This window comes from Staphylococcus sp. CWZ226 (genome assembly GCF_018986355.1).
GTDB classification, from domain to species: Bacteria; Bacillota; Bacilli; order Staphylococcales; family Staphylococcaceae; genus Staphylococcus; species Staphylococcus simulans.
Map to the genome: position 1 here is coordinate 115,024 of NZ_JAHMSB010000005.1, position 16,938 is coordinate 131,961.

Here is a 16,938-nt window from a genome sequence, read left to right on the forward strand (position 1 = left end):
CAAATATTTTATTTTAATCCAAAATTCAGAAAACTAAGAAAAGTCTATTGACATTGTCTGAATTTCAGTCTATACTCTGAATAAATTAATAAAAAAACTTATCAAGAATGGTGGAGGGACTGGCCCTACGATACCAGGCAACCTATTTAAGTTAGGTGCTAATTCCAGCAGGTGAAGACCTGAAAGATAAGCCCGTAGCGAGTCTATCTTTTTCAGGTAGGCTCGTTTTTTACATTTAAGGAGGAAATGAACATGACAAATGATTTTAAATTCGAAACGTTACAATTACACGCAGGACAAGAGGTAGATGAAGCATCGCATTCGAGAGCGGTACCGATTTATCAAACAACATCTTTCACATTTGATGATACACAACATGCGGCCAATTTATTCGGCTTAAAAGAATTAGGTAATATTTACTCACGTTTAACAAACCCGACAGTAGCAGTGTTTGAAACACGTGTAGCAGAACTTGAAGGCGGTGTCGCTGGGGTTGCGGTAGCTTCAGGTATGGCTGCAATCACATATGCGATTCAAACTGTTGCAGATGCAGGTGATCACATTGTCGCAAGCTCTACGTTATACGGTGGTACACATACATTATTTGCACATACGTTACCTAAATTCGGTATTGATGTTTCAATCGTAGACAGCAAAAACTTTGATGAAGTTAAAAATGCGATTAAAGAGAATACAAAAGCACTTTATATCGAAACAATCGGTAACCCTGAAGGTAATGTTGAAGATATCGAAAAATTAGCAGAAATTGCACATGAAGCGGGTATTCCATTAATTGTTGATAATACATTTGCTTCTCCATACTTAATCCAACCAATCAAATACGGTGCGAACATTGTGGTACATTCAGCGACTAAATTTATTGGTGGTCATGGTACTTCAATGGGTGGTGTTGTCGTTGATGGCGGTAACTTCGATTGGACACAAAACGATAAATTCCCAAGCTTAACAGAACCTGATCCATCTTATCACGATTTAGTGTTCACTGAAGCGTTCGGACCTGCTGCTTTAGCATTCAAAGTCAGAACAACATTATTACGTGATACAGGTGCAGCACTTTCTCCATTTAATGCTTTCTTATTACTACAAGGTTTAGAAACATTATCATTACGTGTTGAACGTCATGTTGAAAACGCAGAAAAAGTTGCGAAATTCTTAGAAAACCATGACAAAGTTGAATGGGTTAAATATGCAGGCTTACCATCAAGCGAATACTATGATTTAAAAGAAAAATATTTACCTAAAGGTGCAAGCTCTATTTTCACTTTCGGTGTCAAAGGCGGTTATGACGCAGGCATTAAATTTATCGAATCTTTAGAACTCTTCTCTTTACTTGCGAACGTCGGCGATGCGAAATCATTAGTGATTCATCCGGCTTCTACAACACACGCACAATTAAATGAAGAAGATCAATTGAAAGCAGGTATTACACCTGAAACAATCCGTGTGTCTATCGGTCTTGAACATATTGATGATATTATCGCTGACTTAGAAAAAGGATTAGACGCGATTTAAGATGTTGTTTATTGATAGCGTTCCGATTCTGCCTGTACTAAAAACAGAGCAAATCGAATTTAAAGAGAAGCGTATACCTGAAGGTTTGAATTTATTGATTGTTAATTTGATGCCGGTGAAACAAGATGCTGAAAGACAGTTGCTGAGACTGCTTGGTTTGACGAGCCACGCAATTAATGTTGACTTCATCTATCCGGTTACTCACAAATCGCAGTCTGCTTCTTATAATCATGCAGAACAGTATTATAAAACGTTTGAAGCTGTCAAACATCGCCATTACGATGGCATGATTATGACAGGGGCTCCTGTAGAACATCTTGATTTCTCTGAAGTCTATTACATCGAGGAATTAAGAAAGATTTTTGATTGGTCGAATACACATGTGAAACAACGTTTGTTTATTTGCTGGGGTGCGCAATTTGCTTTGAATTATCGCTTCGGTATTCATAAGCGAATGTTTAAAAAGAAACTCACTGGAATTTATCGCTATCATATTTTACAAGCACATCCCGCGTTATCTGAAATACCAGAATACATTATTCCGCAATCTAGAGGTTCTTATATGGATCCAGGAGAAGTCATGGAAGAAGAAGACTTAAATGTGATTACGTATAGTCCGTATACGGGTATAGACTTTATCTCTAATCGCAATCAAACAGATTTATTTATCGGCGGTCATTTTGAATATGAGAATGATACGTTGTTAAATGAATTTAAACGTGATAGTGATAAGTCTAAAGAAACCGCAGTTAAACCTAAAAACTACTTCAGAAGAGATTCTCTAGACTTGTTGCCAGCCCATTGGATTTCTTATGCGCAACAATTATTCCAAAACTGGACGGATATGATGTATGCATCGCGTTGGTCAAATGCAGACCAAACAGCAGATTCAATTCTAAAACAAAATAAAGCATAGAAAAAATGCGCAAGTCTGTCATCAATCATTATGATGAGCTTGCGCATTTTTATATGATAATCAGCTTATGAGTCTTTTCGTTGTTGTTTGATGGCTTCACGTTGTGCTTGTTCTTCTTGATAACGTTCTGGATTCTTTTTATAGAAGTCTTGATGATATGTTTCTGCTTCATAGAATGTCGCAACAGGTAAAACCTTCGTCGCAACAGCTTTATCTTTGTTGATAGTTGATTTTAATGACTCGATATATTGTTCAGCGGTTTCTTGTTGGTCTTCATTAGTATAGAATATAGCTGTACGGTACTGTGAGCCTCGATCTTGATATTGACCTTCAGCGTCGGTAGGATCGATGACTGAAAAGAAAATCTCAAGTAATTTATTGTATGAAATTAAGGCAACATCGTACTCTATTTTAACGGTTTCTAAATGACCGGTTTGACCTGTTTTAACTTGTTCATACGTGGGATGATCAACAGTGCCTCCCATGTAGCCGGATGTAACTTTTTCAACACCATCAAAGGTATCGAAAGGTTTAGTCATGCACCAAAAGCATCCCCCGGCAAAATAAGCTGTATTGATATTCATTCAATCTATCCTTTCTTTTTATGGGACCTTAGTACCATTTGCTTAGAAAATACTTGATTTTTAAAAGAAAATTATATAACTTTAGTATGTATTAATTATATTACATAGGCTGTTAATTTTGAAGTATAAGGTTGGTTAAAATGACAAATGAAACGAATAATGACAATTATAAACGAAGCAGTGGCGAACAACCGCTTCCGAAACGCACCAAGAAACGCATGCGCAAACTTCCGTTTGTGATTTTAGGTATCTTAATTGTATTTATTATTATGGTTGTATATGCGGTGTCTGGGTATAGAAGCGGTATTAATTATGCGAAAAAACATAATTCGAATATGAAAGTAGAAAAGTTTAACGGTCCTGTTAAAAACGACGGTAAGATTTCTATTTTACTCTTAGGGGCAGACAAATCAGATGGCGGTAAATCTAGAACAGACTCTATCATGGTAGCACAATATGACTATATTCATAAAAAAATGAAAGTGGTCTCTGTGATGCGTGATACATACGCAAAAATTCCAGGATATAGAGACTATAAAATTAATGCAGCCTATTCATTAGGCGGTGCTGAGCTTTTAAGAAAAGCTTTGGTTGAAAACTATGGTATTAACCCTGAATACTATGCGGTCGTGGATTTCGAAGGTTTCGAGAAAATGGTCGATGAGTTAGCTCCTGATGGTGTTCCGATTGATGTAGAGAAAGATATGTCAGAATTAATTGGTGTCTCACTGAAAAAAGGGCATCATAATTTAAATGGTAAAGAGTTATTAGGTTATGCACGTTTTCGTCATGACCCTGAAGGTGACTTTGGTCGTGTCAGACGACAACAACAAGTGATTCAAGCGTTAAAACAAGAAATGACAAAACCAGGTGCGATTTTTAAATTACCTAAAGTCGCAGGTATTTTACGTGGTTATTTGAATACAGATATTCCAGACTCTGCGTTAATTCAAACGGGTATGAACTTCGGTATCCGCGGTGATAAAGACGTGAAGACATTAACGGTTCCGATGAAAGGGACTTATCAAGATATTCAAACACCTGAAAGCGGCAGTGCGTTAGAAGTAGATAAGCCTGCGAATAAAAAGGCAATTGAAGAATTTTTAAATGACAACAGCAATGATAACAGCAACAAGAAAAAAGAAGGACAAAATTAACAGCGCAGTACTTTGGTTCATATTGATGGAATATATGGATTGAGTAGCAAGCAGTCGGCATATAGATGTCGGCTGTTTTTTACGTTTAAAGCGGTGTGGGTGGTCTGTATGTGTGTGTAAAGTGGATAGAGATGTGAAGGTGAGCTATAGGTATAAGGGTGTAGTGAGAAGAGAACAGTTTTGATGTGAAACGAAGGAAGTTAAGGTAAAGGAGAGGTAAGTAGTAAAGAGGATAGAAATAGATGAGAGGTAAAGGTGAAAGAGGAGATAGAGAGGTAAAATAAGAAAGGTGAGAAGCGGTTAGTGATAATGATTAACTGCTGCTCACCTTTTTTTATTATTGGTCTGATTTTCTAACGCCGCCGACACCGTAATGTGTTGGTTTCATTTCTTCTAATACTACACTGATAGCGTTGCGATCAGCATTTGTAGTTTTTTCTACAGCATCTGTTACTTCTTTCACTAATGCTTTTAATTGTTCGTCTGTACGACCTTCGATTAATTTAATGTTTACTAATGGCATGAGAACGCCTCCCTTGTTTGATGTAAGTTTATTATACCACTAATGTATCGAAGAGATTAGGAATATAATAATTTTTAAAACAGAACATTTGTTCTCTTTAGTATTGAATAAGAACAAATGTTCGTATATACTAAAAGTATCAGAAGCGGGGGTGTTACAATGTATGATTACCATTTATTAGAGGATAGAGATATTTTATGTATTGACCAAAAAAGCTTCTTTGCGAGTGTATCGTGTATCTCAAAAGGTTTAGATCCTTTAAAGACAAAGCTTGCGGTGGTCGCTGATACAAAACGACAAGGTTCTGTTGTATTAGCAGCAACACCGCCATTAAAAGCCATCGGTATAACCACAGGTTCAAGATTGTTTGAAATTCCGCACCGCAATGATATTTATATTATTAATCCCAGTATGCGTAAGTATCTGGACGTTTCGATTATGATTTCTAAAATTGCTTTGCAGTATGTACCACCTGAAGATTTGCATCAGTATAGTATTGATGAATTTTTTATGGATGTGACAGACAGTTATCATCGCTTCAGTAGTACCGTCCATTCATTTTGTATCAAATTGATGAAAGAAATTTATGAACAGACACAGATATACTGTACAATCGGTATTGGTTCAAATATGTTGCTGAGTAAACTTGCGATGGATATTGAAGCAAAACATAATGATAACCGTATTGCGGAATGGCGTTATCAAAATGTGCCAGAGAAGTTATGGAATATCCAACCGTTGCATAAGTTTTGGGGAATCAATACACGTACCGAAAAGAAATTGAATAAGCGTGGGATATTTACGATTGGCGATTTAGCACATTATCCTTATCAATACCTAAAACGAGATTTTGGAATTAAAGGGATTGATTTACATCTGCATGCACATGGGATTGATCAAAGTAAAATACGGGAGAAACATAAAATTACCAATCCATCGATTTGTAAGAGTCAGATATTAATGCACGACTATACGTATGAAGATGCGAAAGTCGTCATGCAAGAGTTAATTGAAGATGTAGCAATGCGCGTTAGATTACGTAAAATGCGTGCACGTACTATTCATTTTTCTTTTGGTTATAAAGATGGTGGAGGCGTGCATAAACAGTTCACATTAGACGAACCGACAAATTTGGAAAAAGAGATTTGGAAAGGCGTAGAAAAGTGGGCAAATCAATTATGCGAAAAAGAGCTGCTTTATCGCACGCTCAGTGTTTCATTAACACAATTTGTGCCTGAAGGTATTCAACAATTAAATCTATTTGTAGATGAGTATGAAAGAAAACGAAGTGAAGCTTTAGCGAAAGCAATTGATCAACTACAAGAAAAATATGGTAAAGGTATTGTTTCAAAAGCCATCTCTTATACAGATGCTGGTACGAAATACGGACGCTTAGGTCTTATGGCAGGCCATAAAATGTAAAGAAAGCTCCCTATAAAGCTTGATGTATGCTTTGAAGGGAGCTTTTAATGATTTATAGACTGTAAGTATCGAATTCATTTAAGGCATTAATGCCAAGTTCACGATCTTCAGGTGTTTTGAAACTGATGCGTAATGCACCATAGATATCTTCTCTGACTTCCACAATATTAATGTTACTTATAGAAATATTATGTAAACTTAGTATAGATGTTACTTTGCTAATCATACCAGGTTCGTCAGGGATGTCGACGTATAATTCGTAAGAACTAGACACAGCACCTGGTTTTTTCGCTGGTAACTGATTACGGTACTCACGTGCTTGCTCGAAAAATTGATAAATACCTTCGTTATCGTCATTTTTGATTTGTGAAGCGAGTAGGGCGAGTTGTGTTTGCCATTCTTCGATACCAGATAAGATATATGCTTTATTCTCATGCATAATATCGCTCCACATTTCAGGACTGCTGCTGGCAATACGTGTGATATCTCGGAAACCACCAGCTGCTAACTGTTTAATTAACGGGGAATCTTGATCATGATTTAAACTTAAATTGACTAAAGATGCTGCAGCGATATGAGGAATATGACTGACAATACTCGTCACAAAATCATGTTCTTCAGGTGATGTAGCAATGACTTTTGCGCGTGTGGCTTGGAGTAACTGTTTAATTTCTTCTGAAGCTGCATCGTTGTCTTTTTCTGAATGCACCAGCATGTAGTAAGCATTTTCGAATAAATTCTTTTTAGCGTTTAAGATGCCTGATTTGTGGCTGCCGGCCATTGGATGTCCTCCGATCAAGTGAATGTTCTCTGCTAGTAATTGTTTTTCAAAGGCTTGAATTGTCCCTTTAGTGCTTCCAGTATCTGTAATGATCAACCCAGGTTTTGTAGACAAATTTGTAAGAGTCTTTAGATATTGAACGGTTTGTTGGACAGGTGTTGCATAAATGATAATGTCTGCTTTTGCTACTGCTGCTTCATAATCTAATACTTTTTCATCAATAATCCCAATAGATAGGGCTTTATCAAGTTGACTTGGATTAGAATCATAGGCGATGATATTGACATCATCATGAAAGTACTTGAAATTGGTAGCTAAACTGCCTCCGATTAAACCTAAACCAACAAATAAAATATTTTTAGTCAAAAGACTCACCTCTGTCTAAATTTTCAGAATAGCGATATTATAGTGTATATTTTCAAATGGTGCAAGGTCTTTCACTTATCTATTTCGATTTCTATTTGGAAAATTAATCGGTACAATAAGAGTAAGGAGGGGTCTTTTATGTCAAAAAATATTTTTGAAACTATTAAAACATTAACCGAAATTCCAAGCCCATCAGGTGATGCTTATCAAGCTATAGAGTATGTGCAATCTTTTGCGGAGGATTTAGGGTATCCGACTTATGTGACAAATAAAGGTGCATTGATGATTACAGTTAAAGGTGAAAATGATGTAGATCATCGTTGTATTACTGCACATGTAGATACTTTAGGCGCAATGGTCAAAGAAATTAAAGAAGATGGTCGCTTAGGTATTGAGTTGATTGGCGGTTATGCGTTCAACGCAATTGAAGGTGAATACTGTACGATTCATACAGATTCAGGTAAAAACTATACAGGCACTATTTGTTTACATGAAACTTCAGTTCATGTTTATAAAGACAACCATAATATTCCACGAGATAAAGAACATATGGAAATCAGAATTGATGCGGTAACACATAATGAAGAAGATACACGCCAATTAGGTATTGAAGTAGGGGACTTTGTAAGTTTAGATCCTAGAACAATCATTACAGAGAATGACTTTATTAAATCTCGTCATTTAGATGACAAGGCAAGTGTTGCGATGATTATGGATTTCTTAGAAGACTATAGCAACAATGATAAAACATTGCCTTATACGACACACTTCTTTATTTCAAATAATGAAGAAATTGGTTATGGTGCGAATGCGTCAATTCCAGGTAAAGTGAATGAATACATCGCATTTGATATGGGTGCGTTAGGTGATGGTCAAACGTCAGACGAATATACAGTGTCGATTTGTGCTAAAGATGCATCAGGACCATATCATAAAAAATTACGCCAACATCTTACACAATTGGCGAAAGAAAATAATATTCCATACAAAGTTGATATTTATCCTTACTATGGCTCAGATGCTTCAGCTGCGTTACGCGCAGGAGCAGATATAAAACACGGTTTATTTGGTGCGGGTATCGAATCTTCACATGCGTTAGAGCGTACGCATCTTGATTCAATCAAAGCGACACAACGTTTACTTGAAGTCTATCTTTATTCAGAAATGGTTGGAGATTAATTCGAAATAGTTAGAATTTTTGAATTTATGTGTTGACATCTTAAAAAAGAGCGTGTATTATTCAAAGTACATTGCAAACGACGTTAGAAGTAAACGTAGCTTATATGATTTGTAGCACACAGAAAACTGATGGTTGATGTAAATCAGTACAACATATAATGTGAATTGGGCTTTTAATGTGCAAGATCAACAATTTAAATAATGAATAAGAACATGAAAATGTTGAACTAAGGTGGCACCACGGTAACGCGTCCTTATCGGAAGAGCGTTATTGTGGTGTTTTTATATTGAGTTAAAAAGAAAAAGAGAAATACAGTGAAGAGATAAAATGAAGTAGTTAAGCAGTTAGAGTAAATTCAGAAAGTTAGTGGTTGATGCAAACTAACCTCGCTGCCTAATGAATTGGGTTTTGTTGGAAGCTGACAATTCAATCAAGTATGAGTGGGTCATCAAACTGATGGCTAATAAAGGTGGTACCGCGCCAAAAGCGTCCTTGTTACAACAAACAAGGACGCTTTTTATTATGGGAGGAGAATTAACATAATGGATGTAGTATACAAGAGATTAAATGCTGATATTACCCCTGAAGCATTAGCACAATTAGCAAAGCGAAAAATTATTTTAGAAAGTGCAAGTCAAAATAAAACTAAAGGTCGTTATTCAGTCGTTGCCTTTGATATATACGGTGAGGTGATATTGACTGAAGATGAACTTACAATAAAAACATCAGAACAAACAATCACAGAAACGAAACAACCTTATCAAAGACTTAAAGATTATGTTCAAAGCTATTACGCAGAGATTGAAGAGGACTTATTAAAAGATCTACCATTTATTTCAGGATTTATCGGCTCATGTAGTTTTGATTTAGTCAGACATGAATTTCCAGTACTAAAGAAAAGACAAGTAGCTGACAAACCAAATCAAACTGATGTTCATTTATACATGATTGAAAATGTATATGTATTTGATCATTATAAAGAATACTTGTATGTGATATCTACAAACTTATTCTCGAATGAGCCGCCTGAAGCGATTGAAAAAAGAGTAAACCAACAAATAGATGCTTTACAAAATGTTAAATTGTATCAGCCAGATACTTCTTTTGTGCCAAGTCAAAAAGATATTATTCCGAATATTCATGACAATCAATTTATTCAAAATATTTCGAAATTTAAACAGTTAATTACTGAGGGAGATATGTTCCAAGTTGTCCCTTCAAGAATTTATCGTTATAAACATGAGTTCGGCGATAAATTACATGACTTATCTTATCAACTGTATCGTAAGTTGAAACGTCAAAATCCAAGTCCATATATGTATTACTTAAATATCGATGAACCGATTATCGTCGGAAGTTCACCTGAAAGTTTCGTCAAAGTTAAAGGTAATGAAGTTGTTACTAATCCAATTGCCGGAACAATCAAAAGGGGACAAACACCTGAAGAAGACGAAGCTAATGCACAGCAATTGTTAAGTGATGAAAAAGAGTTAAGTGAACATCGTATGTTAGTAGATTTAGGAAGAAATGATATTCATCGTGTCAGTAAGACAGGCACATCTAAAATTGAACGTTTAATGGAAATTGAAAAATATGAACACGTGATGCATATCGTTAGTGTCGTAACTGGGCAGCTAAATGAAAAAATGTCACCTATGGACATTATCGCAAGCTTATTACCAACAGGCACGGTATCGGGTGCACCAAAACTCAGAGCAATTGAACGTATCTATGAAGCACATCCGTATAAACGTGGCGTTTACAGCGGTGGTGTCGGTTATATCAACTGCAATCACGATTTAGATTTCGCTTTAGCGATTCGTACGATGTTAATTGATCAGACGTATGTAGATGTAGAGGCAGGATGTGGTGTTGTATATGATTCAATACCTGAAAAAGAATTAGAAGAAACGAAACTTAAAGCGAAAAGCTTATTGGAGGTTACACCATGATATTAATCGTAGATAATTATGACTCATTTACTTATAACTTAGTGAATATCGTAGCAGGTTACACAGATGTCGTGGTGAAATACCCTGATGATCCGACAGTCTTTGACTTACAGCCAGATGCGGTGATTATTTCACCGGGACCTGGTCATCCTGAAGATACAGACGACTTAAATCGTATTATTAAACACTTTGAAGACTTGCCGATTTTAGGTATCTGCTTAGGTGCACAGGCTTTGACATGTTACTACAAAGGACATGTTATCCAAGGTGCCAGTGTCTTACATGGCAAGATTGATACGATGCACCAATTAAAACCGACAGTCTTATACGAAGGGTTGCCTGAAGCATTTAAAATCATGCGTTACCACTCGCTCATCAGCGATCCAGAAACATTCCCAGAATCATTAGTTATTACAGGAGAAACAACGGATTGTATTCAATCTTTCGAACATCAAGATAAACCACATTATGGTATCCAGTATCATCCAGAATCTTTTGCGACTGAACATGGTACTGAGATTATTCATAACTTTATTAAACTCGTTGAGAAAGGGGCTAGCAGCCATGACACTTATTCAAAAAATCCAAACACAACCGAACTTAACGCAACAAGACATTAATACATTTATCCAAACGTTAATAAACCCGGATATTGATAATGAAACAAAAGCAGAATTGTTACGTGATTATACTGCTCGCCCATTAAATCAAACAGAAGTCACTTATTTAGTAGCAGCAATGATTCAAACGATGTATCCTGTACAACCGGTTTACCCTGGTGCTATGTGTGTATGTGGTACAGGTGGCGATAAATCAAATAGCTTCAATATTTCAACAACCGCTTCTTTCATCGTCGCTGCAGCAGGTGTCAACGTACTAAAACACGGCAACCGCAGTATCACATCCGCTTCAGGCAGCAGTGACTTACTCAATAAAATGGGAATCGCTAGTTCGCAAGTCGCTGATGTTGAAACAAGAATGCAAGAAACAGGTTTAGCCTTTTTAAATGCGACAGACACGTATCCGGTCATGAAATATATCCAACCGATTCGCAAAATGTTAGAAGGTCCAACCATCTTTAACATCTTAGGACCTATGATTCATCCATTCAAATTAGAGTATCAAGTCGTAGGGGTTTACAATCCAGAGTTTGTGAAACCAATGGCTGAAACACTCTATGACTTAGGTCGAAAACGTGCCATCGTGTTACACGGCGCAAACGGAATGGACGAAGCGACATTGTCTGGAGAAAACATTATTTATGAAGTGAACCAAGAAACAGGTATTACGTCTTATCATTTAAATGCTGAAGATGTGGGCTTAACACCAGCAAGTAATGAAACATTAAAAGGCGGCACACCTGCAGAAAACTTAGAAATTACCTTAAATATTTTAACTGGCAAAGATCATTCAAGTAAACGTGATGTCGTGGTATTAAATGCTGGTATCGCATTGTATGTCGCAGAAAAAGCAGATTCGATTCAAGAAGGTGTGACATTAGCACAACAATTAATCGATGAAGGTAAAGCTTTTGCTCAATATAAAAAAACAGGAGGGCAAGTGCATGACTATATTGGATGACATTGTTGAATATAAGAAATCGTTATTAGAAGAAGGGTACTATGATCGTTTATTACGTACACTTCCAGTAACCAATGTTAAATATAAAAAGAAACTAAGTGAACGTTTAAAAGAACGTAGTCATTTATCAGTCATCGCAGAAATTAAATCTAAAAGTCCTTCAGTTAAGAAATTACCTGATCGAGATTTGACACAACAAGTTAAAGATTATGAAGCCTACGGTGCACAAGCAATTTCTATTCTGACTGATGAATATTATTTCGGCGGCAGTTATGAACGCTTAAATAAACTTACACAAGAAACGACATTACCTGTATTATGTAAAGACTTTATGATAGAACCGATTCAAATTGATGTGGCATATCGCGCAGGTGCATCCATCATTTTACTCATCGTCAATATTTTAGATGATCAACAAATGCATGAACTTTATCAATATGCGAAATCTTTAGATTTAGATGTGTTAGTAGAAGTACACAGTAAGCAAGAATTAGCGAGAGCTTATCAACTTGCGCCAGATATTATTGGTGTAAACAACCGTGATTTAACACGTTTTGTGACGAATGTCGAACATACTAATGAAATACTAGAGAATAAAAAAGATGGTTATTACTATATTTCAGAAAGCGGCATTCATACACAAGAAGACGTCGAAAAAATTGTGGGTTCAGGTATAGATGGCATCTTAGTTGGTGAATCACTTATGAAGTGTGATGATTTATCCCAATTCTTACCAAGCTTACAGCTAAAAAAGGAGCAGTAAGATGTTCTTAAAATATTGCGGCTTTCAATCAGAAGACGATGTTACACGAGCCATAGAGAATGATATAGATGCGATAGGCTTTATCCACTATCCCAAAAGTAAACGTCATCAAAGTATAGAAGACATTGCACAATTAACAAAACTTGTACCAGAAAAGATTCATAAAGTAGTAGTGGTCGTTAATCCAACAAAGGAAATTGTTGCAAAACTTATAGAAGAAACAAATATTGATACGATTCAATTTCACGGACATGAAGATGTTGCACTATTACGATGGTGCAACTCACAATATCCTGGCATTCAAATATACAAAGCACTTCCAGCAAGTTCTGAACTAGTTGAAGCCATTGAAACTTATCGAAACGAAGTAGATTTATTTATTATCGATACACCTTCCATCCATTATGGCGGCACTGGTCAATCATTTGATTGGCAATTACTGAAACAACTCTCAGATGTTCCGTATTTAGTGGCAGGCGGTATGGATTTAGAGAAGATTCAACAATTCGAACAACTCGATATTCAAACAACAGGATTCGACATCGCAAGTGGCATTGAAGTAGAAGGTCGAAAAGATCCACAAGCAATGAAACAAATTTCAAATTATATTAAGGAGAGAGATAAAAATGACGAACGAAACAACACAACCCATTCAAACTGAAGTAGATGAACTTGGATTCTTTGGTAATTATGGCGGACGCTATGTCCCAGAAACATTAATGCCAGCGATTCAAGAATTAAGACAGGCTTATGATGAAGCTAAAAATGATCCCGAATTCCAACAAGAATTAGATTACTATTTAAAAGATTATGTAGGACGTGAAACACCTTTAACTTATGCGAAATCCTATACAGAAGAGTTAGGTGGCGCAAAAATTTATTTAAAACGTGAAGACTTAAACCATACAGGCGCACATAAAATTAATAATGCTTTAGGTCAAGCCTTACTAGCTAAACGTATGGGCAAACGTAAATTGGTTGCTGAAACAGGTGCAGGCCAACATGGTGTAGCCAGTGCAACCGTGGCAGCACTCTTTGATATGGAACTTGTGGTTTTCATGGGTGAAGAAGATATCCAACGTCAAGCATTGAACGTATTCAGAATGGAATTATTAGGTGCCAAAGTAGTGTCTGTGACAGATGGTCAAGGTACATTATCGGATGCGGTGAACAAGGCGTTACAATATTGGGTCAGCCACGTTGACGATACACACTATTTATTAGGTTCAGCATTAGGACCAGATCCGTTCCCAACAATGGTTCGTGATTTCCAAAGTGTCATCGGCAATGAAATTAAATCACAAATTTTAGAAAAAGAAGGTCGTTTACCTGACGCAGTAGTTGCATGTGTAGGCGGCGGTTCTAACTCAATTGGTACGTTCTATCCTTTTGTACAAGATAAAGACGTAAAATTGTATGGTGTAGAAGCTGCAGGTGAAGGTGAAGACACAGAAAAACATGCTTTAGCAATCGGTAAAGGCTCTGTTGGTGTCTTACATGGTACGAAAATGTATCTATTACAAGATGACAACGGTCAAATCGGTTTAGCACACTCTATTTCAGCGGGTCTAGATTATCCAGGTATTGGACCTGAGCATAGTTACTACCATGATATTGGTCGTGCGGAATACCCAAGTGCATCAGATGAAGAAGCGATGGAAGCTTTAATCAGATTTACGAAAGCAGAAGGCATTATTCCAGCAATTGAAAGTGCACATGCCTTAAGTTATGTAGAAAAATTAGCACCGACAATGGGCAAAGATGAAATTATTGTTGTTACTGTTTCAGGTCGAGGAGATAAAGACATGGATACAATTCGTAAATATACACAAGAACGAGGTGAAGGTCATGAGTAAACTATTTATTCCTTATATTATGGGTAACAAAAAATTCATTGATAATTTAAAAGTCTTACAAGAAGAAGGGGCAGATATTGTTGAAATCGGCCTACCATTTTCAGATCCTGTCGCAGATGGTCCAACAATTATGGATGCAGGCAGTAAGGCAATTAAAGAAGGTATGAGTGCACGCGTGATTTTAGATGAGCTTAAAGCACATAAAGATGAATTACAAGGGTCTAAATATGTCTTAATGACTTACTATAATGTGATATTACATTATGGAGAAGCAGCATTTCTAGAAGACTGTGAGGCAGCAGGTGTATACGGTTTAATTATTCCGGATTTACCATTTGAACTTGCAGAACAACTCAAAGCACGTTTCCCTGATCGCAAAGTCAATATCATCTCATTAATTGCTATGACCGCTTCAAACGAACGTATTGAACACATCGCAGCACATGCTGAAGGATTCATCTATACTGTAACAATGAATGCGACAACTGGAGATAATGGAGCGTTCCACCCAGAATTACAACAAAAAATTGCATTCATTCAAGAAAAAGCAAATGTACCTGTTGTAGCAGGATTCGGTATCAGAACACCAGAACAAGTCGCAGAAGTGACACGTTTCGCTGATGGTGCAGTCATTGGCAGTGAAATCGTCAAACGTTTCGCAAATGACGAAGAAGCAAAAACAAGAGGTTACTTACAAAGTATTCGTAAAGCATTAGATGAAAATAAAACAACTGCACAATCATAAAATGTTTTTTTAAATCAGGGTCTGTCTCAGACTCTGATTTTCACTTTATATATAGTGGTTTTGATAACGGTTTGACACGTGTGCGTGTTATGATAGATAAGCAAGGTTATTACACAAAGTACTTACTTAAAGGCGAACCAGAATAGTTGTAAGAAGTTAAATTCTTGCTTAACATACATAATAAAACAACAGAAATGAAAGGTTTCAATTTTAGTTTTCCTTTTGGGTATTGTATAATAATGAAGATTGAAAATTGATACCAATAAGAAATTAAAAGATAGAGAATACGAATTAGGAGTTATTGAAATTATGAAGTTTACCAATTTAACTACAGCTGAATTTGGAGATTTTACAGATAAAATGCCGTATAGCCATTTTACACAAATGGTAGGCAACTATGAGTTGAAAGTTGCAGAAGGTACAGAAACACATCTTGTCGGGGTGAAAGACAAAGATGACAATGTCATTGCAGCATGTTTACTTACAGCTGTGCCAGTAATGAAATTCTTTAAATATTTCTATTCAAACCGTGGGCCGGTCATTGACTATGATAATAAAGAATTAGTCCATTACTTCTTTAGAGAATTAAAGGCATATGTTAAACAATACAATGCATTATACTTAAGAGTAGATCCATATTTACCATATCAATACCGTAACCATGATGGTGAGATTATAGGAAATGCAGGTCATGATTGGATATTTGATAAAATGGAACAATTGGGTTATATCCATCAAGGCTTTACAACTGGCTTTGATCCGATTATTCAAATTCGTTTCCATTCTGTATTAGATTTAAAAGATAAAACACCACAAGATGTTTTAAAAGGTATGGATAGTCTACGTAAACGTAATACGAAAAAAGTAAAACGTAATGGTGTAAAAGTCCGCTTCTTAGGTGAAGATGAAATGCATATTTTCCGTAAATTTATGGAAGATACTGCAGAAGCGAAAGACTTTGATGATCGTGAAGACGACTTCTATTATCACAGACTAAAACACTATAAAGATCGTGTCTTAGTACCGATGGCTTACATTGATTTTGAAGAGTATATTAATGAATTGAACGCTGAACAAAAGAATTTAGAAAAAGAAATCAATAAAGCTGAGAAAGACTTGAATAAGAATCCTGAGAACCAAAAAGCTGCACGCAAAAAAGAAAACCTTGAACAACAATTAGAAGCACATCATCAAAAAGTTGCTGAAGCGCGCGACTTACAACAAAAACATGGTAATGAACTACCGATTTCAGCTGGATTCTTTATTATTAATCCATTTGAAGTTGTTTATTATGCAGGTGGTACTGCGAATGAATACCGTCACTTTGCGGGAAGTTATGCAGTGCAATGGGAAATGATCAACTATGCGATCAACCATGGTATCGATCGTTATAACTTCTATGGTATCAGCGGCCACTTTACTGAAGACGCTGAGGATGCAGGCGTTGTGAAGTTCAAAAAAGGATTTAACGCAGATGTAATTGAATATGTTGGAGACTTTATTGCACCGATTAATAAGCCGATGTATAAACTTTATACAACGCTTAAGAAAATCAAAGATAGATAAACATAAGGTAGAA

16 protein-coding genes and 1 riboswitch are annotated in these 16,938 nt (G+C 36.3%); of the genes, 13 read left to right on the plus strand and 3 right to left on the minus strand.

Translation table 11 applies throughout. The annotated features are described in order from the left end of the window. Positions 1-95: 95 nt before the first annotated feature. A riboswitch (SAM riboswitch) is annotated at positions 96-193 on the plus strand. Positions 194-252: 59 nt separating this feature from the next. Together KRR19_RS05840 and KRR19_RS05845 are read left to right on the plus strand one after the other, a co-directional pair. After that, positions 253-1,533, plus strand: coding sequence for an O-acetylhomoserine aminocarboxypropyltransferase/cysteine synthase family protein (locus KRR19_RS05840; protein WP_002480873.1), 1,281 nt, complete (start codon positions 253-255; stop codon positions 1,531-1,533). Position 1,534: 1 nt separating this feature from the next. Beyond that, positions 1,535-2,449 carry a homoserine O-acetyltransferase/O-succinyltransferase family protein gene (locus tag KRR19_RS05845; RefSeq protein ID WP_216733538.1) on the plus strand — a complete coding sequence of 305 codons (915 nt, stop codon included), beginning with the start codon at positions 1,535-1,537 and terminating at the stop codon, positions 2,447-2,449. A gap of 65 nt (positions 2,450-2,514) precedes the next feature. Here the strand turns inward: KRR19_RS05845 and msrA are convergent, their stop codons facing one another. Beyond that, positions 2,515-3,033 (minus strand): peptide-methionine (S)-S-oxide reductase MsrA, encoded by a 519-nt coding sequence (gene msrA / locus KRR19_RS05850; protein WP_002480875.1) that lies wholly within the window; start codon positions 3,031-3,033, stop codon positions 2,515-2,517. 140 nt (positions 3,034-3,173) lie between these two features. Here msrA and KRR19_RS05855 point away from each other — a divergent pair, with 140 nt between their 5' ends. Beyond that, entirely contained in the window at positions 3,174-4,190 is a 1,017-nt protein-coding gene (locus KRR19_RS05855) for an LCP family protein (protein ID WP_002480876.1), read from the plus strand. Positions 4,191-4,527: 337 nt separating this feature from the next. Here KRR19_RS05855 and KRR19_RS05860 read toward each other — a convergent pair whose 3' ends face one another. Continuing rightward, entirely contained in the window at positions 4,528-4,713 is a 186-nt protein-coding gene (locus KRR19_RS05860) for a 2-hydroxymuconate tautomerase (protein ID WP_002480877.1), read from the minus strand. Positions 4,714-4,872: 159 nt separating this feature from the next. On the opposite strand from KRR19_RS05860, the gene KRR19_RS05865 reads away from it, so the two are divergent. Beyond that, positions 4,873-6,135 carry a Y-family DNA polymerase gene (locus KRR19_RS05865; protein ID WP_002480878.1) on the plus strand — a complete coding sequence of 421 codons (1,263 nt, stop codon included), beginning with the start codon at positions 4,873-4,875 and terminating at the stop codon, positions 6,133-6,135. Positions 6,136-6,187: 52 nt separating this feature from the next. On the opposite strand, the gene KRR19_RS05870 is transcribed toward KRR19_RS05865, so the two are convergent. Then, entirely contained in the window at positions 6,188-7,282 is a 1,095-nt protein-coding gene (locus KRR19_RS05870) for a prephenate dehydrogenase (protein WP_060804260.1), read from the minus strand. Between the two features lie 138 nt (positions 7,283-7,420). Between KRR19_RS05870 and KRR19_RS05875 the strand changes: the two genes are divergently transcribed. From KRR19_RS05875 to KRR19_RS05915, 9 genes are all read left to right on the plus strand, one after another. Next, complete coding sequence (locus KRR19_RS05875; protein ID WP_023015240.1) at positions 7,421-8,461, plus strand: M42 family metallopeptidase; 1,041 nt, start codon at positions 7,421-7,423, stop codon at positions 8,459-8,461. 543 nt (positions 8,462-9,004) lie between these two features. Then, positions 9,005-10,414 carry an anthranilate synthase component I gene (locus KRR19_RS05880; protein WP_156666561.1) on the plus strand — a complete coding sequence of 470 codons (1,410 nt, stop codon included), beginning with the start codon at positions 9,005-9,007 and terminating at the stop codon, positions 10,412-10,414. Next, positions 10,411-11,034: an anthranilate synthase component II gene (locus KRR19_RS05885; protein WP_002480883.1), complete on the plus strand. Its 624-nt coding sequence runs from the start codon at positions 10,411-10,413 to the stop codon at positions 11,032-11,034. Before KRR19_RS05880 ends, KRR19_RS05885 begins: the two co-directional genes overlap by 4 nt. Continuing rightward, positions 10,979-11,995 (plus strand): anthranilate phosphoribosyltransferase, encoded by a 1,017-nt coding sequence (gene trpD / locus KRR19_RS05890; protein WP_216733539.1) that lies wholly within the window; start codon positions 10,979-10,981, stop codon positions 11,993-11,995. The genes KRR19_RS05885 and trpD overlap by 56 nt, the downstream gene beginning before the upstream one ends. Then, positions 11,979-12,758: an indole-3-glycerol phosphate synthase TrpC gene (gene trpC, locus KRR19_RS05895; RefSeq protein WP_156666562.1), complete on the plus strand. Its 780-nt coding sequence runs from the start codon at positions 11,979-11,981 to the stop codon at positions 12,756-12,758. Before trpD ends, trpC begins: the two co-directional genes overlap by 17 nt. A gap of 1 nt (position 12,759) precedes the next feature. After that, positions 12,760-13,419 (plus strand): phosphoribosylanthranilate isomerase, encoded by a 660-nt coding sequence (locus KRR19_RS05900; RefSeq protein ID WP_070863779.1) that lies wholly within the window; start codon positions 12,760-12,762, stop codon positions 13,417-13,419. Continuing rightward, the gene (gene trpB, locus KRR19_RS05905; protein ID WP_023015235.1) at positions 13,385-14,614 is read left to right on the plus strand and encodes a tryptophan synthase subunit beta; all 1,230 of its coding nucleotides are present in this window, start codon (positions 13,385-13,387) and stop codon (positions 14,612-14,614) included. Before KRR19_RS05900 ends, trpB begins: the two co-directional genes overlap by 35 nt. Continuing rightward, positions 14,607-15,359 (plus strand): tryptophan synthase subunit alpha, encoded by a 753-nt coding sequence (gene trpA / locus KRR19_RS05910; protein WP_070848662.1) that lies wholly within the window; start codon positions 14,607-14,609, stop codon positions 15,357-15,359. Before trpB ends, trpA begins: the two co-directional genes overlap by 8 nt. A 309-nt stretch (positions 15,360-15,668) precedes the next feature. Beyond that, on the plus strand, positions 15,669-16,925 hold the full coding sequence (locus tag KRR19_RS05915; protein ID WP_156666563.1) for an aminoacyltransferase: 1,257 nt from the start codon (positions 15,669-15,671) through the stop codon (positions 16,923-16,925). Positions 16,926-16,938: the final 13 nt, after the last annotated feature.

Excerpts from the sequence above, each read along its gene's own strand:
- KRR19_RS05860 (WP_002480877.1), bottom strand. The coding sequence starts at position 4,713 with ATGCCATTAGTAAACATTAAATTAATCGAAGGTCGTACAGACGAACAA.
- KRR19_RS05875 (WP_023015240.1), top strand. The coding sequence starts at position 7,421 with ATGTCAAAAAATATTTTTGAAACTATTAAAACATTAACCGAAATTCCA.
- trpC (WP_156666562.1), top strand. The coding sequence starts at position 11,979 with ATGACTATATTGGATGACATTGTTGAATATAAGAAATCGTTATTAGAA.
- trpA (WP_070848662.1), top strand. The coding sequence starts at position 14,607 with ATGAGTAAACTATTTATTCCTTATATTATGGGTAACAAAAAATTCATT.
- KRR19_RS05915 (WP_156666563.1), top strand. The coding sequence starts at position 15,669 with ATGAAGTTTACCAATTTAACTACAGCTGAATTTGGAGATTTTACAGAT.
- KRR19_RS05865 (WP_002480878.1), top strand. The coding sequence starts at position 4,873 with ATGTATGATTACCATTTATTAGAGGATAGAGATATTTTATGTATTGAC.
- KRR19_RS05885 (WP_002480883.1), top strand. The coding sequence starts at position 10,411 with ATGATATTAATCGTAGATAATTATGACTCATTTACTTATAACTTAGTG.
- trpB (WP_023015235.1), top strand. The coding sequence starts at position 13,385 with ATGACGAACGAAACAACACAACCCATTCAAACTGAAGTAGATGAACTT.
- trpD (WP_216733539.1), top strand. The coding sequence starts at position 10,979 with ATGACACTTATTCAAAAAATCCAAACACAACCGAACTTAACGCAACAA.
- KRR19_RS05900 (WP_070863779.1), top strand. The coding sequence starts at position 12,760 with ATGTTCTTAAAATATTGCGGCTTTCAATCAGAAGACGATGTTACACGA.
- KRR19_RS05840 (WP_002480873.1), top strand. The coding sequence starts at position 253 with ATGACAAATGATTTTAAATTCGAAACGTTACAATTACACGCAGGACAA.
- msrA (WP_002480875.1), bottom strand. The coding sequence starts at position 3,033 with ATGAATATCAATACAGCTTATTTTGCCGGGGGATGCTTTTGGTGCATG.
- KRR19_RS05880 (WP_156666561.1), top strand. The coding sequence starts at position 9,005 with ATGGATGTAGTATACAAGAGATTAAATGCTGATATTACCCCTGAAGCA.
- KRR19_RS05855 (WP_002480876.1), top strand. The coding sequence starts at position 3,174 with ATGACAAATGAAACGAATAATGACAATTATAAACGAAGCAGTGGCGAA.
- KRR19_RS05845 (WP_216733538.1), top strand. The coding sequence starts at position 1,535 with ATGTTGTTTATTGATAGCGTTCCGATTCTGCCTGTACTAAAAACAGAG.